This is a genomic window from Anabaena sphaerica FACHB-251 (assembly GCF_014696825.1).
Lineage (GTDB): Bacteria > Cyanobacteriota > Cyanobacteriia > Cyanobacteriales > Nostocaceae > RDYJ01.
Genome location: NZ_JACJQU010000016.1, coordinates 50703 through 71020 on the forward strand (window position 1 = coordinate 50703; position 20318 = coordinate 71020).

Consider the following 20318-nt stretch of genomic DNA (forward strand, 5'->3'; position numbering starts at 1 on the left):
CTTCAAGAAGTCGGGGATCTGATTGATTGACATCTGACACATTATTTATTTTTTTCACTGTTGCGCTTGAGAGTTTTTTCTGTTAAAGAAACACTACCAATACCTTGAAGAATACCACGGGCAACTAAACCTAAACCTCTACCAATGATTTGCGTTAGGATGAAGACAATACCACTACCTAAAAAAGATAATAAAGATTGTAACCGAGGTGCGATCGCATCCCTAAATTCTAACAGTAATGTCACCACTAAAGGAACACCAGACAGCTTTGCTAACTCTTGGTTCCGAGGGGCATAGATTGATATCTCGGCAATACCACGAGGTGCAAATACAAATAGTTCATAGCGACTTTCAAAAATTGCTTGGGGTTCATTTACGTAATTATTTAACCTGTATTTCCAAGATAAATTATTTCTAAACCTTTCAATTTCTCTTGTTGAGATCAAGTGACGATCATAAAAATTTTGTTTAATAGGTTCTACATCTGCTAAAAAATTTAGTAATGGTTGTACTACACCATTGGCAACATGAATTAATAAATTTTCTAAAATCATTGATGCTTGAGAATTTGCAGGTTCGCTCCCTGCTGAATAGGATGTATTATCAACATATAAATCTATTTGCCAAAGTAGATAAGAAAACAATTCTTCTACCAAGGGAATTTTATTGAGGATTTCAGTTTCTACACCTGCTGCATTATTCAACAAAAAATCGACTATTTCTATATTTATCTCGCCTACAGTTATCCGCGAAAACTTGCCATAAAAGTTTGTCATGGCTGATTTCCATAAATTATTTAAGATTCTATTTTTTAACTCAGGTAGTTGCTTAATTTCAAGTGGTGGACTGCGTAGTTCATCTAATTCTTGAGATACTTTTTGTAAGATGAAATAAAGTAGTTCTCTTTTTTTGTCTTCACGAAGAATGTCAATTTCTAAAGGTATGTCTGTAAGATTTTCTAAAGGGAACTGGAGTTTATTAATACAAGATGCAAATAATGTCGATTGTAGTGCTTTGGGACTCAGTAAAGGCGGTACAACAGTTTGCATTTGTTGTAATTCTGGTTTACTAATGGCGCTAGTGAGGTAAGAAATAGGTGGAGGTAGTGGTTGAGGTGTCTGTATTGGTTGTCTTTCCTCTGGTGCAGCTAATAAGTGATTAACTAGCCAACGCGCAGCTAACAATTCTCGGCGTTGTCCTGCGAGAATGGCTTTATCTAATATTGGTAGTCCGGGTATTTTTAATTGTGATGCAACTGCGGTGAGAGTATTATTAATATGATTGATTCCTGACAACCGGATATTATTCCTTAGTCTGGCAAAAGGTAAATGAGGTGATGGGGAATTTATTCCTGCTGTTCCTGACCAATAATAATAACCACCATTTGCTATTTCTTGCATGATGGGGACTAATTCAGAAATGGATATACCTTTAGGACAATAGCCATTTGCACCTGTATTTTTTGCTGCTAACAGCAGTTCTGGTGTAGAGACAGAACTCAGTAGTAAAATGGGTATATGAGGGTATAAAGCCTTGATTTGTCTACAAAATTGCAAACCTAGCTGTTGAGATTCGCTAGAACTGCCATTTCCTAATTCTAAAACTATTAAATTGACTTGGTTTTGCTCAGGTGTGGCAATTTCCGCTAAAACCTGCAAGGCAGCCGTATCTGTGGGTACATCGGCTACTACTTGTAGGTGAGGAATTGTTTCTAGAGCTACCCTTAATCCTAGACGAAAGATGGGATCTGGGTCGATTAACAATAATTTTAAGTGTAAAGGGCGATCGCTCATATTCAGGTCAAATACGGATAGACTTTGTTCCCAGCCAAAAAACCGCTGTCATACCTAGCTGAGTGATTTCCATTTTCACCTGTTTTCGCCACTTTATTTATTGCTGGTGGTAATGTAAAAGATAAGTCAGTTGCTAATGAGCAGTGGCTAATGATTAATGACCATTCTCATCTGATTGTAGGTTACGGTGTCCAAAAAAGTTAATAGTGTAGCCACTAATCTTGACTCCTGTCTGCGCTTCAACTTGATCAATCAACTCTGTGGGTAGTTCTATATGCACATCCAAAATTTGATTTGTATCTATACAGTTGACGTGGCTGTGGGCATCACTGATATTACCGTATAAACGCCCATCACAATGTTCAATACACTCAATAATACCCTGACTGGATAAGGCTTCTAAATTTTGATAAACAGAAGTATGACCAATGTCTTTACCTTGTTGGTTCAAGCGATCATAAATCTCTCTGGCTGAAAGATGTTCATTTGCTTGCCAGAGTAATTCTAGAATAAAACGTCGCTGGCGGCTGACGCGCATACCCAGCATTTGACACCGATCTAGAGCATCTTCTAAGGAACGAATTGCTTTTGTAGAAATAGCTGGCTTTTGCATATTTCAGTTTTAACTATAGGGATAGTTTTACCCTTCAAAGACGATTGCTGATTTTTATACGGAAGGATATTACATACAACTTTTTTTTGCTTATACCTGTATTGTTGACGCTGAATGCTCTATTAATCACAGGTTAAAGCAAGTTTGGTCTTTGATTGACAGTTGCGTTGTCACATCCCAACTTTAAAACAAACTCATTACAACTTTAGCTTAAAAATGCTGTAAATGTCCAGGTGATCGGTGGCGTATCTTGATTAACCATATATAATATTACAATTAATTAGTAGTATAAATACTTAATAAGCCAATAATGACCCAAGAAATTGTCATGTGTATTGTGGGCAAATATTATATGTAAGCCTATTAAAAGGGAACAGGGAAATCCCCATAATTAAAATTAGGGGATTTGAACGGACGTATTTTTGAAGCACTACGTGTCTTTCGACAAATGTTTTTACCTCTTTTCATCAATAAATTTAGGGGATTGAAACCCACTATTCGGGCAGGATTTTACAACTGTTCCCTATTCCCTTTTCCCTACCCGAAGGGCTTGGTCAATAGAGAGTAGCGTCAATGCCTAAAAACTGCTACTGTGGATTCTCGATACCACATTTGAGCAATCAAAAAAGCAGCCAAAAAGTCAATGACAATCACAATCAGCCTCAATAGCAACTCCATTAACAATCTGGATTTGTCACCTGCATTAACGGTGATTGAACCACTGCTGCAAGAGGAATCCATTACATCCCAGGAACAGCAACTGCGCTTTGAAATTAACTACACACGGGAAGCAAATGATCCAAGGGAGCTTTCAGAAATTCCAGAGGTAAGGTTGTGGTTTGTGCGTTTAGATGCGAAATATCCGTGGTTGCCATTTTTACTAGACTGGAAAGCTGGGGAATTGGCGCGTTATACTGCTATGCTAGTACCCCATCAATTTAGTTCTAAAGAAGGTATACAGTACAACCCTGAAGCCTTAGAAATCTTTTTGATGCACAAAATTTTTATTTTGAGTGATTGGCTAAAACAGCAAAGTATTCCTACTCAATTCCGGCTTAAGTCTCTAGCCCAAATCCTGGGTTATGAATTAGAAGATGCTTTCTTTGAAATGATTGAACAAAGGTAAGAATTCAGGAGTCAGGAGTCAGGAGTCAGAATGCTTGTCATCTCATGATTCTCTACAATATAAATTTTGGATTTTAGATTTTTCATTCAATCCAAAATCCAAAATCTAAAACTAATAGTCAAGCTCCCCAGATTTTTTCTAAAACGGTTGCGGGTGGAATATCTGCCATTTTTCCTGTGGGGGATTTAATCGCTTGGAATTTATCACTTGTTGGTAATAACTTTCCGGGGTCTGTATAACCTAGTAGGGCGATAGTATAAGTTTGTACGGCTACAGCAAGTTGTAATGGCACACTGTTGATGGATAACATCAAACTTGCACCACCAATTATGGCAGTTAATTTGCCAATATCATCAGGGGAAATCACTTTAATACCTGGACAATATTCTAGAAGCGATGACAAAAATTGATCATCATCAGTTTCTTTAATTACCACCACGGGTAAATCAGGCTGTTTGTGTTGAAAATCTTGAATAATTTGCTGCCAACCAGCTACAGGATAGCTGGTATCTGCACCATCGATTTGGGACAACTTGCCAGAACCACCATAAATTAGGATGTAACCTGTTTCATTTATCCCCAATCGTTTTTGTTGTTGCTGCGCCCATTCAATATCTGGTTTAAGTACATTTACTGCTAACTCTGGGCATAGTGTATTAATCCCCAAAGGTCGCAACAGGTCATGATACATGGCAGGCACATATTTGGATGTGTTCGCAGATACAACGTTCGTGAGAAAACCTGCACCCTTGCTTTTGAAGCCAATACGTGTAGGAATTCCTGTCAACCAGAGAAATAAACCCACAAACCAACTTTCCCCAGCAGTAATGGCGACATCATATTCGCGATCGCGAATCGTGCCTACCAAGTTACCCCAATCTGCTAAACTATTACGATCTTTGTAATCAAAGGTCAATACCTCGTGAACTGACTTGCTCACTTGGTAGGCAGCCTTTGACCGGGGTTCCACAACGACATCTATCTGCGCGTCCGGATACGAACGCTTGAGATCATCCAAAGTGGGAAAAAAGAGAATTTGGTCGCCAATTGAACCAGGTACAAGGGCTACTACTCGCATAAATAATATATTTATTGACGCTTATCGTCCTTATTTTAGGGGAAATAGGTAATGGTGATTGGTGATTGGTGATTGGTAATTGGTAATTGGTAATTGGGTTAAATTTTCATTAAACTCCTGCCTCCTGACTCCTGCTATTTAAAAAATCGAGGAAAGTTGTGTATTTATTAATTCCTGCCGCAGGTAGCGGCAAAAGAATGGGTGCTGATCGCAATAAACTTTTACTACAGGTAAGCTCAAAAACGCTGATTGCTTGGACTTTGTTAGCTGCGGAAGCTGCGAGTGCTATCAGTTGGATTGGGATTATTTCCCAACCTCACGACTGGGATGACTTCAAAGAGATTATGGCTGATTTAAAGCTCTCTAAACCAGTGGAATTTATTCCCGGTGGTTCCACCCGCCAAGAGTCGGTTTACAATGGCTTGCTGGCTCTCCCAGAGGCTGCTGAACAAGTATTAATTCATGACGGGGCGAGATGTTTAGCTACACCTGATTTACTCAATGCCTGTGCAGCGGCTATTCGTCATTGTCCGGGGTTAATTGCGGCTATACCTGTAAAAGACACAATTAAAGTTGTGGATGAAAACGGCATAATTGAAAGTACACCTAACCGAGAACAACTTTGGGCGGCTCAAACTCCCCAAGGGTTTGATGTGAAGTTGTTGAAAGAATGTCATGCTGAAGGTGTGCGTCAAGGGTGGGAAGTGACGGATGATGCAGCTTTGTTTGAAAGATGTGGAATTGAAGTACGGATAGTACCAGGAGAGGAAACTAATTTGAAAGTGACGACTCCTCAAGATTTAGCGATCGCAGAATTTATTCTAAGTGACAGGTGACAGGTGATTGGGGACTGGGAATAAATATGTTTCTTTCTTCTGACTCCTGTACGGGCGAAGCATTCGGAAAATAAACTTGGGAAAAAACCGATAATTTATCGCCCGAATGCTGATGCTTCCAGCACGCTCCGCGAACGCCCCTACGACTCAATATAATTTTTAAATATGTCCAAGCAGAACATAGCCATAGCAATCAAAATAGAAGCGATTTTGTATTTAAAGGGTAAACCCTTATCTTTGAGTGAAATTGCCGATTATGCTGGGTGCGATCGCGCTACAGCTGAAGAAGGAATAATTGAACTCATGGATAATTATGCCCGTCGAGATAGTGCGCTCGAAGTCGTAGAAACATCAAATGGTTATAGTTTGCAAGTAAGGTCAGATTTTCATGATTTAGTCAAAATTTTGATACCTGTAGAATTAGGTGTAGGAGCTTTGCGGACTTTAGCAGCGATCGCTCTCAACAGTCCCATCCTCCAAAGCGATTTGATTGAACTACGCGGTTCAGGTGTATATCAGCACGTTCCTGAACTGGTAGAATTAGGATTTGTTCGCAAACGCCGAGATGGAGAATCTCGTTCGTACTCATTACAAGTCACACCGAAATTTCACCAATATTTTCAAATTGATCAACTTCCTGAAATTATTCCCAAAACAGTGAAAGAACAGCAGTTAGAACTAGAGTTAGAGGTGACAGGTGATAGGTGATTGGGGACTGGGTACTGGGTACTGGGGACTAGGAAGATGGGGAGAAAATTCTTTACCTATTCCCTGTTTTGATAAATGCGCTAGGCTTGTGCTATGGTTTAGACTAGAATTAGCAACTAAGCTAAGATGAATTGCCAATGGTGTTTGATCCTGACTTTTTGAATGACAACTCTGAGGAACACACTAATCAGCTTCTGAACGATCAATTGGGGGAAAACCCGAATCAGTTATTGAAATATTTACAACATCAATCTCCCGACGTTCTAGCCCGTGTAGCCCAGTCTGTCAGCCCGGAAATTAAACAAATCATTTCCCAGAATGTCCAAGGACTAGTGGGAATGCTCCCAGCAGAGAGTTTTAATGTCCAAATTACTACAGATCGGGATAACTTAGCGGGGCTGTTAGCATCAGCAATGATGACTGGTTATTTTTTGCGCCAGATGGAACAAAGAATGCAATTAGAGCATTTGTCTAATCAATAGTTAAGAGTACAGACGTGATCAACTACGCCTGTACTACTAACTAATTTGGGGTGTCAGTTCCTGAGCGTACTTTGAAGGTTTGAGTTTTGCCCTTACGGTTGACTTCGATTTCAAGAATCTCTCCGACTTGACTTGAATCAATAATCTTCTGTAATTGGGCTGTGATGTTGACTGGTTTACCGTTGATTTTTTGAATCACGTCTCCGGGGATCAATCCTCCTTGGTCTGCTGTTGAATCTTTGAGAACTTTCTTAATCACAATGCCAACATCTGGCTGAATGCTGAGTTGATTATCCTGATTCAACTGCTGTTTTTTGGTAGGTGAAAGGTCTGCTATTTCAATGCCCAAAGAAGGATGATCTGCTTTTCCCTTAGTCAATAGCTCATTAGCTATGCGAGCGGCAGTTTCAATGGGAATAGCAAAACCCAGCCCTTGAGCATCGGTGCGGATAGCGGTATTAACGCCGATAACTTCACCTTGGGCATTTAAGAGGGGTCCGCCAGAGTTACCAGGGTTAATGGCTGCATCGGTTTGGATGAAGCTAACGCGTTTATTGGGAACGCCTACCTGGGTGCTGGTGCGGCCGGTGGCGCTGATGATACCAATAGTGACAGTATTATCTAAACCTAAAGGATTGCCAATAGCGATCGCCCACTGACCAGGAATTAAGTTTTGTGAATTGCCTAACTTAACGGTAGGCAATTTATCCGCAGGAATTTTGACTACTGCTACATCGGTGACAGCATCAACCCCCACCACCTTACCCTCAAAAGTTCGGCCATCTTTGAGGGTAACTAATACTGTATCTGTCTGTGCGACTACATGAGCATTGGTTAATAATTGACCATCGGCGCTTAAAATAAACCCTGATCCTGTACCGCGCTCAATTCGTTCTTGAGGAATTGGTTCTTCGTCTTCTCCAAAAAAACGCCGCCACACAGGATTTTTAAAAGCTTCAAAAATCGGATTTGCCACTTTTCGAGTAGCATTAATTCGTACAACCGCAGGGCCTACTTTCTGTACAGCAGTAGCAATAAAGTTTACATTATCGCCGCCAACAGAATTCGTCATCCCCTGAGAAGGATAAGCAATCACAGATTCTGAAGGTACAGCCACTGTGACATTTTTTAACTCTTGAAAAGAGCCATTGCTAGGCAAATATCGACTACCAAACACACCAAGACTACTGCCAATAGCCACTAAAAACAGGTAAACGGCTAATTCCTTCACAGATAACTTCATAATTAATTAAGAATAATTACGCTCACAGAAAGAGAGTTACTAATTTCTCAGTGTAGTCAAGCAATTGATAAGTGAACAGATTAATTTACATCACTTTGAATACATTATTGGGGATCATTTTCAGTCAAGCAAAAAAATCATCCCATATTGAAGATTCCCCAACTAAAATCTAGAATTAGCAATTTCTGGACTGGTTGACATGACTTTTCGCTATCGTCCAATGTTTCTCTGTAGCTTAATTAGCACTTTGGGGCTAATATCCCCACTAAAAGAACTGAAAAGCGCCAATGCTGCTGAACCAAGTTGTCCAACTCCCGCTTTATCTCGCATCCAAAAACATCAAGTTACTCGTGGTGAGACTTTAGATAGCATAGCCCAACGATACAAACTCATGCCAGCAACAATTATTAACATGAATCCATCTGTAAATAACGGCACAGTTACAACTGGTAGTCAGCTTCAGATTCCCCCCTTCAATGGAATTGTAGTACAAGTACCTAATGGTCAAACTTGGCGACAGGTGGCCGCAAATTACAAAGTTCGGCCAGATACTTTATTTGAGATCAATGGTTGTCAACAAAACCCCAGAGTTGTATTTGTTCCCAGTGTTTCTGGGGTGACAGGAACGCCGAATCGGATTACTGCTTCATCTGGTGTACAAACTGCACCATCAGAAAGTATAACCGGATATCCTTTAGCTAATCCTACAACTGTAGCCTTAGCTTATGGGTGGCAAATTCATCCGATTACAGGTAAAGTTTTCTTTCATAGTGGTGTAGATTTAGTAGCACCAGTGGGTACACCTGTGGAAGCGATCGCTCCCGGTATTGTAGTATTTGCTAAAGACCAGGCCAGCTACGGCAAATTAGTCATTATTAATCACGCAGGTGGACTGCAAACTCGTTACGCCCAATTAGAAACAATTCAAGTTACCCTGGGACAAAATATAAAACCAGGTGACATATTAGGAACTGTTGGTGCTACAGGACAACCAACGTCTAGAGAAACACACCTACACTTTGAAATCCGTGCTAATGAACCTCTTGGTTGGGCGGCAAAAGATCCAAAAGAGTATTTGACAAAATGAGGAACAGGTGACAGGGAAGAGAGGAGGGGAGCAGGGGAGGTTAATGACCCAATTACCAATTACCCATTACCAATTCTGTTGATTTAATGATGTGCATTCCTGCCGCTGCAAATCTAGCAAAGCTGGCGTTAGCTTGTTCTGTGTAGTCAACAATTCCCGGAACCACAACAGGTGAGGTGCAATCTTCTAACAGATAGATTTTATTTGTCAGGGTGCTATCTATCTGTTGAATTTCTGTTAATAAATCGTCAATTGTCCACGCCACACAATGACTTTTTGCTTGTCCACCAATAATCACCGCATCATATTCTAAAAGTTGTTTGATCAATTTTGTGTTTTTTTGTCCAATTGGTTTTTCATCAAATCCTGTTAAAACTTCGGGACGTAAAATAGAATAATTTTCTGTTAAGGGATTTTCTCCTTTTAATTCAAATTGGGTTTGACTTTGACGGGCGATACTATGAAAAAAGATTGCTTCTTCTACCGCTGAAACCAAAGCATGACCAATTCCCCCTAACATAGAATGATAAGGCCAAACTGTGAGGGGATATTTCCCATCTTGACTAAGTTGTTGAACATAATGAAAAGCTTGTTTTTTCAGAAGTTCATAATCACCATTTGTCACACTATTAGCAACTGCTGGGTTAACTTGCCAAATACCTGCTTCAATATCTGCGGGTGTGATATTAGTTGCTGCTGGTGTAGGATGTTCTCCATCTGCATTGATCCAAAAAATTGGATGAAAAATTTGCATAGTTGTGTGAGTATCTAGGGTAGGGATAATTTTGGTAATTATGCCCAAGTGGCGATAAATAAACTCACACAATCTTTGATTATCTTCAACTGCACCAGTTCCAGTTTGTCCACCTACATATAATTCAAAATCAGGAATACAAAAGGTATTTTGGACATCTATTAATAATAGACAAATGCGGTTTTTATCTATGGATGCTGGGGGGATATTATATTGTTTTGTCGATGCTTCCGCTGCCGATGCAAGTTGTTGATAAGGTACGCGGTATACTTCACCGACTTTGTTGGGGTTGAAGTGGGGAGGAATGGGGAGTCGGGTTGGTTGTGTCATGGGTTTATTTAAACTTGGGAATATACAAATGCTGTTATAATTTCGTGATTGCGTTAAATTTTACCTCAGCTAGATGACGGAATCATGCCTGACTCTCCTACAAATATAGACCTTTCTGCGCTTAATCTAGACCAAACTCAACTCAGAGCAATTGAGCAATTACTTAATAAGATTGAGTTGCTAATTAAACAAGATTCCGTAACGGCTGAAACATATATTTATAAGCTAAATAACGAGATTATACAACTGAAGAATCAAAAAAGCCGGGCTAACAGTGGCATGGTTCCTGCCAGTATTCATGAATTAAAAACAGCTTTTCAGATTCACTTAGGTATAATTAAGGCTCAAGAGCATCAAAGTATTTCCTCACACTTGCTTATATTTTATGCTGTGGAGTGCGGACTAAAAAGGATCTGGCTTATAAGAAGAGGTTTAAAGGGAACTGATGAAATCCATGATCAAACAATGCTCACAAAAGATGGACATAACTTAGGCAGATGGGTTAAGGAACTGAGATTACCAGCTACAATAATTGGTAAGTATCCTGATTATGATAAAATTCCCCGGTTTCATCTTGCTAAGGATGGCTCTATTCACGATCTGAAACAATCTCACCAAGTTTGGCGATATGGTATTGAAATAAAACCCGAAGATGAAAGTAACTTAGTTGAATGGCTAAAGAGTGTTTGTTCTTGGATTGAGGAAAATATTAATCTAAGAAGATGACAAATTTTTAGCTAAGTAATTATAAAACGTTTATTGTATTGTTATCACAAAGATTAAATATTATGATTTCTACAGATATCCTGCTTAACGCTTGGTTAGATATTCGTCTTTATACTTGGGTTGATGTTGAAGAAGTTTTACTTCGCATTCAAGAAAAAAGTGATTTACCAAATTGGTTAGTTTCGGTACAAGCTTATTGGGATAGTTTAACAATCGGAATTCGTCCTGGTACTCAGGATGATGCAAAAAGCTGGCTAAAAAATGTATATGATAATCGATTCAGAATTGATGAAGAAGATGATAGGGTAGACGGACTAATCATTTTAGAGAGTTTACCTAATAAACCACAAATTTTACCAGTAATTTTTGAAGAAACAGAGGAAGCTCATCGTATTCCTAGACTAACACCAAGTTTAGCAAGACCAGGAATAATTATTCCAAATCGTCACGTTAGCGATAGAGAACTTCCACCAAGTTTTGACCCAGATTTCCCGCCAATAGTAGCTTTTCATTCCTTTAAAGGCGGTGTAGGACGCACAACCAATGCTATTGCTTTTGCTCAGGCTTTAATAGATGGAAACTATCGTGTACTGTTGGTAGATGGTGATTTAGAAGCACCAGGCATTAGTTGGCTTTTAGAGCAAAGACTACCTTCTCCACCTGTATCTTTTGCTGACTTAATTGCTTTGGTTCATGGTGATCCAGATCCAAAAGCAACGGATTCAATTGGATTAGTTGCTGATAGACTTCAGAATGCTTTTATTGATAATATTTATTTCTTGCCAGCATTCCGTTCGACTAAAAGATTTACTTCATTAGAAATTAAACCTGAGCATCTTATTCAAGGCGCAAAAAATCCATTTATACTGACACAAATACTGGCAGATTTAGGTAAGACTTTAAATGTAGATGTTGTTTTAGTTGACTTACGTGCAGGACTGTCTGAATTGTCTACAGGACTGATTTTAGATCCACGAGTTTACCGTGTTTTTGTTACAACTTTGAGTGGACAATCGATTGCAGGTACAAAGCAACTTCTAGAACTAGTGGGAGAAAGAGCGCCTTCGGTAAGAGAAACAGATCCATTACCCATAATAATTATAAGTCAAGTTCCCGAAGAATTAAAGAAATCTGAATTATTACAAGATGAAAATAAGAATCTTGATAATCTTCTTCTTGATACGTCTGAATTCTTTTTAGAAAAAGATATACAAAGTTCAGAAGAAAATAACATTGATTCATCTAGATACGTTTTTGGAGAAGTCATAAGACATTTAAACCTAACCACTGGATTTTCTGATAGTTTACTAGTGTTACCGACAACATGGGAAAAAGTAAATTCTCGTCTTCATCGTTCTGGAATTGTTGATAATTTACGTCCATTGCTAGATGTATTACCCATAAAGCAAACTCAAACAATTAAGGAAGATATTCGCTCAATTAGCGATCATCCTCCCGCTATAAAATCTCAAAGAGAAAGCCTTAGAGATATTAGTAAAAAATTGGTGTATGCTGAAACGGCAGAAATCAAACAGTTTTTACCTACTATTCCTCTACGTCACTTGGCTTCAGATCACAGACACCAAATTCCGATTACAGTTGTAGTTGGAGCTAAAGGTTCTGGAAAAACTTACACTTTTTTACAAATTATTCACAGAGAAAATTGGCAAAAATTTGCAGAAGATGCTTGCGCAACTCAAGTTCAGGTTGATGCTATCATTTCCCCTATTTTGGCATCAAACAATCTTAAGCCTGAAGATGTGAAACTAGTGGCAGATGTTCAAAAAAAGGCAGCACAAGCATTAGGCTTTGAAAATCCTCAAGAAATCCAAATTATTCGTGAAAACATTGAAAATTTTTGTCAGCAGGATCTTCTTGAAGGTCAGTGGAGAGAACATTGGTTAGATGTCATTGCTTGGGGTGTGGGATTCCAGCCTGAGCAAAAAGGGGCTGGTAGAGCATTAACAGAACATTTGTTTTCCCAGCAACAGCGATTGCTAGTAGTTATTGATGGACTGGAAGATCTTTTCCAAGATTTCGCTAGTGACAAAACTCAACAGAAAGCATTGCGAGCTTTACTTCAAGCAGTTCCAGAGTGGCTGGGACAGCAACCAGGTCGTTTTTTAGGCATTCTCATTTTTATTAGACGTGATATGGTTTTGTCAGCTATACTGCAAAATGCAGCTCAGATGATGGCACGCTACGAGCCTTATGCTTTGAAGTGGAATAGAGAAGAAGCTTTAAGACTAGTAGCTTGGGTTACTTCTTTATCACCTAGTATCTCACTTATATCACAAAATACCTCACATAAGGCTATTGTAGAAGAACTTCAGAAAATGAAAGAAGAGGAGCTAACACAGATTTTAGTTCCTCTATGGGGGAAAAAAGTGGGTACTGATACCTCCAAGGAAGCTGCTTCAGCTAGATTTGTAATAGCAGCACTTTCAGACTTTAGAGGACAAATTCAATCACGAGATTTAATGCGTCTTCTTTACTTAGCAGCGGAAGCTTCTGTAGATGATAATGATGATCGCTGGTTAAACCGTATTCTTACTCCCAAAGGAATCAAAGGCGCTTTACCAGAATGTAGCACAGAAAAAATAGCAGAAATTGAAAAAGAAAATACTACCCTGAAAGATATTTTTGCTAAATTACGCGATCTTTTTGAAGAGGAGCGAAAAATTCCTTTTACACGGCAGCAATTAAGATTATCTTTGGAAGAAATGAAAATATTAGAGGAAAACGGTGTAATTATTCGAGAAAAAGATGATTATTATATGCCAGAAATATTTCGTTTAGGGTTAGATTTTAAACTTACAGAAGCAGGGCGACCTGCTGTGATGTCTTTAGCTCGCCGCGCTGCTAAACAGGGAAGTTGATATTTATATATATACACCCCTCTCCGCACTGAAGAGGGGGTTAGAGGTGAAATTAAGCCGGATAAATCCTTAACCGTCGATTTGGTTCTTCACCAAAACTATGGGACTTGAGCCGATAATGTTCCACCAACTCATGCTGCATTTTCCGCACCTGGGAAGAACGGGGTAATAACTCCACCGGCTGACCTTTAGGAATGACAATTTGCTCAACAGCAAGTCTCGCTTCTTCCAAAGCGTCCATCTCGTCATCACCACCAGTGTGCAGAAACAGTTGCAATTCCTTATCATCAGCAATTTCTGGCTCTTCGATATTCAGTAACCGCCGCAAACCGCGAGTAATCTGAGGAATCGTACTGGACTTAATCACATGAATTGGTACATGACGCGCCTTTGCCATTTGCCTTAGTTTAGCATGATTCTTGACGTGCGATCGCAACGCTAAAATAGCGTCAGCACTATCTATGTCTTTTGTCAACATCACAGGCAAAGTTAGCACACTAATTACCTGTTCGAGTTGGTGACGACTCACCCCATAGGGGTAAATGTGTAGTGGCAAATCTTCCCCATTTGGACTGATGGGTTTAGTATTAATAAAATCAATACTCTCACCATAATTGAAAGACTCATCTAACAAGCGGTCAAATTCACTGCGCCCAGTTAGTCGTTCCCGTTCCACAGATAAAGGTGGTAGAGCTACCATTTGACCAGAAGCACGCCAGCCATTAACCTGCTTAACTGCTGGAAAAGATTCATCCTCACTGGCTAAGTTACCCCCGCGACCGTTAACTACAGATAACTGTCTGGTAATCGCCACTTTGCCTTTTTCGTCCACACTTCGCGTTTGCGGGTTAGGTTGACGACCCCGTAACAAAGTATCAACGGTATCAGCTACGCTTTCATGTACAACCCAGCGTTGTCTCTCCAACATTTCCACAGCAATCTCGAAAGTGGGAGGGGCTTTGCGTTCCAAAACCGTCTTTTGCGAACCCCGCCTTCTGGCTTCGTCATCTCCTAGCGTCACCGCTTGAATACCCCCAACCAAATCGGCAAGGGTGGGGTTTTTGATCAAGTTTTCAATTTGGTTTCCGTGAGCAGTGCCAACTAATTGTACACCTCTCTCCGCAATTGTCCGGGCGGCTAAAGCTTCCAGTTCTGTACCAATTTCATCAATGACAATCACTTCTGGCATATGGTTTTCCACTGCCTCAATCATCACCTGATGCTGTAATTCTGGCTTGGCGACTTGCATCCGTCTAGCGCGACCGATGGCTGGGTGGGCAATATCACCATCTCCAGCGATTTCGTTAGAGGTGTCAATAATTACCACTCGTTTATTGAAATCATCTGCCAATACACGGGCAATTTCCCGTAAAGCAGTGGTTTTACCAACACCGGGACGACCTAGCATGAGAATTGATTTACCAGTTTCCACTAAATCGCGGATCATGCCAATTGTGCCAAAAACTGCCCGACCGACACGACAAGTTAAACCAATAATTTTGCCGGTGCGGTTACGGATGGCACTGATGCGATGTAAAGTTTGCTCAATTCCTGCCCGATTATCTCCACCAAAGGTTCCGACTCGTTGAATGCAATCATCTATCTGTGCTTGAGTAACGGGGGTTTCGCTCAGATACTCAGCATCATGAGGGAAGCGAGCTTCTGGGCGACGACCCAGATCCAAGACCACTTCAACTAAATTATCTCGTTGGGGATGATTCTCTAGTTTTTGGCGCAGGTCTTGGGGCAAAATGTCCAGTAACTTTTGGAGATCTTCTGTAATCGTCATGCTTTCTATGGTGGTGACGTTTTTAGAGATAACGAATGAGCAACTAAAGCTCTTACTGTGACTTAATCTGGGAAACGAGAGAATGAGCAAGTTTTACAGCTTGCCATAGTATTTCCGGTTCATCTTCAAGGCGGGGATTTACCTGAAAACCAGTGGGACTCACCTCCTTATGCTCTAACTGTTCAAGAACTGATGACAGCAACACACGGGCATAGCTACCATAGGCCACACCGGCGATGGAAGCAGATTGGCCAAGACGCTGAGGATCTGACGAGAGAAACTCTTCATCCTCCCCTGCGCCCCTGCGCCCCTGCGCCCCTGCCTCTTTAAGTAGTCCCATTGCCTTCAATTTCGGGACGGTGTAGCTATTAGTACCCCCTGCCAACTGCACATATCCTGGTAGGTTTGCTGCCAAAACTTTTTGCCCCAGTTTCACTGCTGCTATAGTAGTGCCATCGCCGATGTCACCACTCATAGAGCGCCCGTCTGTTTGCCAAATTAACACTTGGGGACGGGGGACAATGATTTCATAAATTGCTTGCAGGTAATCAATCAGTCCTACACCATCATTGCAACTGATAGCTATTAACTTTAATTTTTCAGCCCAAGGAGCAATCACTTCCCACAAACGCTGGAACTCTGCCAAACGCCCTACTTTTGTATGAATTTCTATGGCATCTATTCCCGTTGATATGATCATTGGTGCGATCGCTCCCGGCGTTGACACATAAGACGCTGTATCAATCATCTCATAAGGACAAGCTGGAAGGCAACGACCACAGCCATAACATTTTTCGGCAATAATTCCTGAATAGCTATCTTCTATCTTGTTAAACACAATAGCTTGTGCGGGACAAATTTTTTCACAAGGTCTAGGGCAATCAGGTGGACAATTACTAGGATTAAATTCTGCTTTTCTAAAATGGGGGTCTTCTCCATCGTTAAGGCTGACCATTAACAAGGGTAAATTGCCTTTAAAGCCAAAACCTCGCTCCTGGGCATCCATAACCAGGTCTTTGGCAACCAGTAAAGCTTCTTGAGCAGCAGCGATCACCGCTGTATCAGCCGCCACATCTATGCAGTCAGCACCTGCTAAAGTGTAGGCTAAAGTCAAACTTCTGACCGCAGCTAGATGTTGGTAACTGGCTCCACAAATCAGCTTGAACCAGTGACCTTGTTTTAGAGATTGTAAAGGGGCTAACAGATTAGTCACACTTCTATTATGCTGTTTTCGCCTTGAAAATTGCAGCCCACAATCCGGAAAAAATCTAGATTTCTTGATCTGTCGTTTTCAGGCAGGAGGCAGGAGGCATCAAAAAGTTTCAATGATTATAAGGTTTTGCTTAATTTCTGCGGTTACTAACTTTGTAGTTGTAATATTTCGATATTATCGCCAACTTTTATAGTTTTCCCGGCTTCTGAAGCAGGTAATCTAGTATTGACACTCAATTTATAAAAATGATTAAACCTCGATGCAGCTACCCATGATGGCAGAGTCGCCTGACGTTGTTGTAAAAATATTTTTTGAAAGTTGGGGTAAGCCTCACCCAAGTAAGAATCCCGTGTCGGGACGACACAACGTTGACAGGGTTGGACTCCCAAAAACTGCACATCTCCCACTTGAAATGATACTGTTTCCCCGCTGTCCGTAAATAGCCTATCTTCCCAAAATGCTGGTACACCACCAATTTCAATATTGGCACGCAGCCGACGACGTATTTCCTCCACACTCACCCCAGGGAACCAAGAAGCTACTTCTTTCAAAGTTGCTGTACTAATCACCGTTGCACCTGGGGAGTTTGTATCATCAGGAAAACCCATATTGGTATTTTGTCTTAATTTGACAGAAAAGCCAAAAAATCCACTTAAGCTTGCTGCCAGTTGTTCCTGTTCTTGCTCAAGATGAAAAACCTGATATAAGTTGCTAGGAGGAAGTTGCAGATGAATCACTCTTTCTGTTAGAGAAAAATTGGCACGCAAGGAATGAATTTTCAGATGACGTTTAGCATTGACAAATCTACCCTGTGCGTCAACAATGGCAAACTCGCGGTCATACTGAAGCGGGCCACTCGGTAGAACTGTGGCTTGTTCCGCTTCGACACCATCGAGTGACTTAATCGGATATAACAAAATCTTTGCTAGATAGGCCATCTAAATAAAATTAAAAATTAAAAATTAAAAATAGGATAATTTGAGGACTTAGGCACGATGTTACCGAAAACCTGATGTTTGGGTAGTGGTAATTAATGAATTACCGCTGCTTTCGTCATATTTTCTGACTGCTGACCGCTATAGCCTCAGACTATAGCAGTAGTATTTCTTAAGAGGTTGTTTGAAAAGTATTAGATGAAACCAATAATCTTCAGCAACCTAACCCCCCTTCCCCCCTTCCCTACGAGGGAATGGGGGTTTCAAAGCCTCTCCCCGCGTCGGGGAGAGGTTTGGAGAGGGGTTTATTTATACATTCAAAACTTTTCAAACATCCTCTAAGGATTTGCAGGTGGATACAAGGGAGCCTTATCAAGACCGCCAATTTTATTAACAGGCCAGAAACGAATTACAGCACGACCAATAATATTTTTCCGTGGTACTAGACCCCAACAACGCCCATCATAACTGCTACCACGATTATCACCTAATACTAAATATGAATCAGGCGGTATGGTTTCCGGTTTAGCCAAGAAAGGGGGTTGCGCTCCTGATGTGCAAACATCAACAACTGTACGCGCAGAGGGGAATAAATATTTATCTTCCGGGAGATATTTGTTATTAATATAGACTTTGCCATCCTTAATTTCTACTTTTTCTCCGGGTAAACCTATAATTCGTTTAATAAAGGCATCGTGGTATTGTTCTTTTTTTAGCTCATCTGTAGGCGAAAATACAACAATATCTCCTCGTTCCGGGGCAGCAAATTTATACTTCACCTTATCGACAATGATCTTGTCTGCCTTCCATTGGTCTTGTACACCATGTAGCGTCGGTTCCATGGAGCCTGTAGGAATCCAACGGGCTTCGGCGACAAAGGTACGAATTCCCAGGGCAAGAAAGACACTCAAGATAATCGTTTTACCTAGCTCGACGATCCAGGAATTATCAGGTTGTTGGCTAGAGTTTTTATCAGACACTTGATTTTGCATGAAATTACTTAAATTTTAGGGTAAGAGGCAAGCACTGAACTCATCAGGGAAGACTTTATTTATTATCTTAACTAGAGAAGGGTGTTTTCCTCATCAAGATAGCCTTGGGAGAAGTTGTTTGATAAACCTATATACTTAAATCAGTGAGCAGTAGACATTTGATGATTTTGATTGTGTAGGCTTGACTATCAAAAATTGCCAGTAATTGCTATTTTGTTCCAGTAACACGATGAAACTGCTCACTGAATAACTGATAACTGATAACTTATAAGTCCATGTCATCTCCAAAAAGTTTACTGATTCGCCAAGCGCACCTCATTCTACCCAATGGTGACTTAATGATTGGGGATGTGCTGACGCAAGGGGGGAAAATAGTCGAGGTAGCGTCAGAAATAGCTAATGCTACACCAACTCAAGAAATTGACGCACAAGGGTTGACTTTGTTGCCTGGAGTAATTGATCCGCAGGTGCATTTCCGAGAACCAGGACTAGAACACAAGGAAGACTTGTTTACGGCTAGTTGTGCTTGCGCTAAAGGGGGTGTCACCTCCTTTCTAGAAATGCCGAATACAAGACCTTTGACAACCAGCCAGTCAGCTTTAGATGACAAACTACAAAGGGCTGCCAATAAGTGCTTAGTTAATTATGGCTTTTTTATTGGGGCAACGGCAGAGAATTTAACAGAATTACTTTTGGCGCAGCCGACACCGGGAATTAAGATTTTTATGGGGTCAATGCACGGTCAGTTGCTGGTTGACCAAGAAGATTTATTGGAGAGAATTTTTGCTCAAGGAAGCCGCTTAATTGCTGTTCATGCCGAAGATCAAGAGAGAATTAACCAACGAAGACAGGAGTTTGCGGGTATTCATGATCCGGCTGTTCATTCCCAAATTCAAGATAATCAAGCGGCACTGTTAGCAACACAACTGGCATTAAAGCTTTCTAAAAAATATCAGCGCAGGTTACATATTTTGCATCTGTCAACTGCTGAAGAAGCCGAGTTACTGCGTGAGGATAAACCGAGTTGGGTGACAGCGGAAGTGACACCACAACATTTGTTGTTAAATACCAGTGCTTATCAAACAATTGGCACATTAGCGCAGATGAATCCACCGTTGCGATCGCCCCACGATAATGAAATCCTTTGGCAAGCTTTACGGGATGGTGTAATTGATTTTATCGCCACTGACCATGCACCACACACTCTAGAAGAAAAAGGTCAAATTTACCCTAACACTCCTTCAGGAATGCCTGGGGTAGAAACTTCCCTGCCTTTGATGTTAACTTCCGCAATGGCAGGAAAATGTACTATTGCCCAAGTTGTTAACTGGATGTCTAAGGCAGTAGCTACTGCTTATGGTATTCCCAACAAGGGAGAAATTACTCCTGGTTACGATGCGGATTTAGTTTTAGTAGACTTAAACACCTACCGTCAGGTTAAGCGAGAAGAAGTTATCAGCAAATGTGGTTGGAGTCCTTTTGAAGGTTGGAATTTAACTGGCTGGCCTGTAACAACAATTGTCGGGGGTGAAATTGTCTATGACAAAGGGCAGGTAAATACACAAGTGCGCGGTCAAGCTTTAACTTTCGTGTAGTAAATATTTTTACTATGCGTATTTAGTATAAAAATAGGAAATATCATACATTAAATTTCGGCTGGGATGAGCAACTGCTTTTGTGGCTAAATCTCCAGCTTAGTTTTTCATGGGTAACTAATCATTGACAAACTAAAAA

The 20318-nt window shown here is 40.6% G+C and carries 17 protein-coding genes; 8 read left to right on the forward strand and 9 right to left on the reverse strand.

The genetic code is table 11. From position 1 onward, the window contains the following. Positions 1 to 41: 41 nt before the first annotated feature. Complete coding sequence (locus H6G06_RS20815; RefSeq protein ID WP_190563590.1) at positions 42 to 1793, reverse strand: DUF3685 domain-containing protein; 1752 nt, start codon at positions 1791 to 1793, stop codon at positions 42 to 44. A gap of 154 nt (positions 1794 to 1947) precedes the next feature. Beyond that, entirely contained in the window at positions 1948 to 2406 is a 459-nt protein-coding gene (locus H6G06_RS20820; RefSeq protein WP_190563592.1) for a Fur family transcriptional regulator, read from the reverse strand. Between the two features lie 643 nt (positions 2407 to 3049). Between H6G06_RS20820 and H6G06_RS20825 the strand changes: the two genes are divergently transcribed. Then, positions 3050 to 3532 (forward strand): CRR6 family NdhI maturation factor, encoded by a 483-nt coding sequence (locus tag H6G06_RS20825; protein WP_190563594.1) that lies wholly within the window; start codon positions 3050 to 3052, stop codon positions 3530 to 3532. 118 nt (positions 3533 to 3650) lie between these two features. Here H6G06_RS20825 and H6G06_RS20830 read toward each other — a convergent pair whose 3' ends face one another. Next, positions 3651 to 4610 carry a glycosyltransferase family 9 protein gene (locus H6G06_RS20830; RefSeq protein WP_190563596.1) on the reverse strand — a complete coding sequence of 320 codons (960 nt, stop codon included), beginning with the start codon at positions 4608 to 4610 and terminating at the stop codon, positions 3651 to 3653. Positions 4611 to 4768: 158 nt separating this feature from the next. Here H6G06_RS20830 and ispD point away from each other — a divergent pair, with 158 nt between their 5' ends. The 3 genes from ispD (at position 4769) to H6G06_RS20845 (ending at position 6636) form a co-directional block, all read left to right on the forward strand. Then, positions 4769 to 5446 carry a 2-C-methyl-D-erythritol 4-phosphate cytidylyltransferase gene (ispD, locus tag H6G06_RS20835; RefSeq protein ID WP_190563598.1) on the forward strand — a complete coding sequence of 226 codons (678 nt, stop codon included), beginning with the start codon at positions 4769 to 4771 and terminating at the stop codon, positions 5444 to 5446. A gap of 165 nt (positions 5447 to 5611) precedes the next feature. Next, complete coding sequence (gene scpB, locus H6G06_RS20840; RefSeq protein WP_190563600.1) at positions 5612 to 6154, forward strand: SMC-Scp complex subunit ScpB; 543 nt, start codon at positions 5612 to 5614, stop codon at positions 6152 to 6154. 137 nt (positions 6155 to 6291) lie between these two features. After that, complete coding sequence (locus H6G06_RS20845) at positions 6292 to 6636, forward strand: DUF760 domain-containing protein (RefSeq protein ID WP_190563602.1); 345 nt, start codon at positions 6292 to 6294, stop codon at positions 6634 to 6636. Positions 6637 to 6676: 40 nt separating this feature from the next. On the opposite strand, the gene H6G06_RS20850 is transcribed toward H6G06_RS20845, so the two are convergent. Continuing rightward, entirely contained in the window at positions 6677 to 7879 is a 1203-nt protein-coding gene (locus tag H6G06_RS20850; protein ID WP_190563604.1) for an HhoA/HhoB/HtrA family serine endopeptidase, read from the reverse strand. A gap of 199 nt (positions 7880 to 8078) precedes the next feature. Between H6G06_RS20850 and H6G06_RS20855 the strand changes: the two genes are divergently transcribed. After that, positions 8079 to 8966 (forward strand): LysM peptidoglycan-binding domain-containing M23 family metallopeptidase, encoded by an 888-nt coding sequence (locus tag H6G06_RS20855; protein ID WP_190563606.1) that lies wholly within the window; start codon positions 8079 to 8081, stop codon positions 8964 to 8966. Between the two features lie 52 nt (positions 8967 to 9018). Here the strand turns inward: H6G06_RS20855 and H6G06_RS20860 are convergent, their stop codons facing one another. Next, the gene (locus H6G06_RS20860) at positions 9019 to 10050 is read right to left on the reverse strand and encodes a cysteine hydrolase family protein (protein WP_190563608.1); all 1032 of its coding nucleotides are present in this window, start codon (positions 10048 to 10050) and stop codon (positions 9019 to 9021) included. 84 nt (positions 10051 to 10134) lie between these two features. Here H6G06_RS20860 and H6G06_RS20865 point away from each other — a divergent pair, with 84 nt between their 5' ends. Together H6G06_RS20865 and H6G06_RS20870 are read left to right on the forward strand one after the other, a co-directional pair. After that, complete coding sequence (locus H6G06_RS20865; RefSeq protein ID WP_190563610.1) at positions 10135 to 10776, forward strand: hypothetical protein; 642 nt, start codon at positions 10135 to 10137, stop codon at positions 10774 to 10776. A gap of 62 nt (positions 10777 to 10838) precedes the next feature. Then, entirely contained in the window at positions 10839 to 13655 is a 2817-nt protein-coding gene (locus H6G06_RS20870; RefSeq protein ID WP_190563612.1) for a ParA family protein, read from the forward strand. Between the two features lie 52 nt (positions 13656 to 13707). Here H6G06_RS20870 and H6G06_RS20875 read toward each other — a convergent pair whose 3' ends face one another. The 4 genes from H6G06_RS20875 to lepB all read right to left on the reverse strand — a co-directional run bounded on the left by H6G06_RS20875 (position 13708) and on the right by lepB (position 18584). Continuing rightward, a complete protein-coding gene (locus H6G06_RS20875) occupies positions 13708 to 15444 on the reverse strand; it encodes a R3H domain-containing nucleic acid-binding protein (protein WP_190563614.1) in 1737 nt (578 codons plus the stop codon). 52 nt (positions 15445 to 15496) lie between these two features. Next, on the reverse strand, positions 15497 to 16657 hold the full coding sequence (ldpA, locus tag H6G06_RS20880; protein ID WP_190563616.1) for a circadian clock protein LdpA: 1161 nt from the start codon (positions 16655 to 16657) through the stop codon (positions 15497 to 15499). A 146-nt stretch (positions 16658 to 16803) separates the two neighbouring features. Next, positions 16804 to 17595: an MOSC domain-containing protein gene (locus tag H6G06_RS20885; RefSeq protein ID WP_190563618.1), complete on the reverse strand. Its 792-nt coding sequence runs from the start codon at positions 17593 to 17595 to the stop codon at positions 16804 to 16806. A 335-nt stretch (positions 17596 to 17930) separates the two neighbouring features. Further along, positions 17931 to 18584: a signal peptidase I gene (lepB, locus tag H6G06_RS20890; protein WP_190563620.1), complete on the reverse strand. Its 654-nt coding sequence runs from the start codon at positions 18582 to 18584 to the stop codon at positions 17931 to 17933. 275 nt (positions 18585 to 18859) lie between these two features. Here lepB and H6G06_RS20895 point away from each other — a divergent pair, with 275 nt between their 5' ends. Next, positions 18860 to 20179 carry a dihydroorotase gene (locus H6G06_RS20895; RefSeq protein ID WP_190563622.1) on the forward strand — a complete coding sequence of 440 codons (1320 nt, stop codon included), beginning with the start codon at positions 18860 to 18862 and terminating at the stop codon, positions 20177 to 20179. The last annotated feature ends 139 nt before the right edge of the window (positions 20180 to 20318 follow it).

Bases quoted from the DNA above. Each gene is read 5' to 3' on its own strand.
- H6G06_RS20815 (WP_190563590.1), bottom strand. From the start codon at position 1,793: ATGAGCGATCGCCCTTTACACTTAAAATTATTGTTAATCGACCCAGAT.
- H6G06_RS20820 (WP_190563592.1), bottom strand. From the start codon at position 2,406: ATGCAAAAGCCAGCTATTTCTACAAAAGCAATTCGTTCCTTAGAAGAT.
- H6G06_RS20825 (WP_190563594.1), top strand. From the start codon at position 3,050: ATGACAATCACAATCAGCCTCAATAGCAACTCCATTAACAATCTGGAT.
- H6G06_RS20830 (WP_190563596.1), bottom strand. From the start codon at position 4,610: ATGCGAGTAGTAGCCCTTGTACCTGGTTCAATTGGCGACCAAATTCTC.
- scpB (WP_190563600.1), top strand. From the start codon at position 5,612: ATGTCCAAGCAGAACATAGCCATAGCAATCAAAATAGAAGCGATTTTG.
- H6G06_RS20845 (WP_190563602.1), top strand. From the start codon at position 6,292: ATGGTGTTTGATCCTGACTTTTTGAATGACAACTCTGAGGAACACACT.
- H6G06_RS20850 (WP_190563604.1), bottom strand. From the start codon at position 7,879: ATGAAGTTATCTGTGAAGGAATTAGCCGTTTACCTGTTTTTAGTGGCT.
- H6G06_RS20855 (WP_190563606.1), top strand. From the start codon at position 8,079: ATGACTTTTCGCTATCGTCCAATGTTTCTCTGTAGCTTAATTAGCACT.
- H6G06_RS20860 (WP_190563608.1), bottom strand. From the start codon at position 10,050: ATGACACAACCAACCCGACTCCCCATTCCTCCCCACTTCAACCCCAAC.
- H6G06_RS20865 (WP_190563610.1), top strand. From the start codon at position 10,135: ATGCCTGACTCTCCTACAAATATAGACCTTTCTGCGCTTAATCTAGAC.
- H6G06_RS20870 (WP_190563612.1), top strand. From the start codon at position 10,839: ATGATTTCTACAGATATCCTGCTTAACGCTTGGTTAGATATTCGTCTT.
- H6G06_RS20875 (WP_190563614.1), bottom strand. From the start codon at position 15,444: ATGACGATTACAGAAGATCTCCAAAAGTTACTGGACATTTTGCCCCAA.
- H6G06_RS20885 (WP_190563618.1), bottom strand. From the start codon at position 17,595: ATGGCCTATCTAGCAAAGATTTTGTTATATCCGATTAAGTCACTCGAT.
- lepB (WP_190563620.1), bottom strand. From the start codon at position 18,584: ATGCAAAATCAAGTGTCTGATAAAAACTCTAGCCAACAACCTGATAAT.
- H6G06_RS20895 (WP_190563622.1), top strand. From the start codon at position 18,860: ATGTCATCTCCAAAAAGTTTACTGATTCGCCAAGCGCACCTCATTCTA.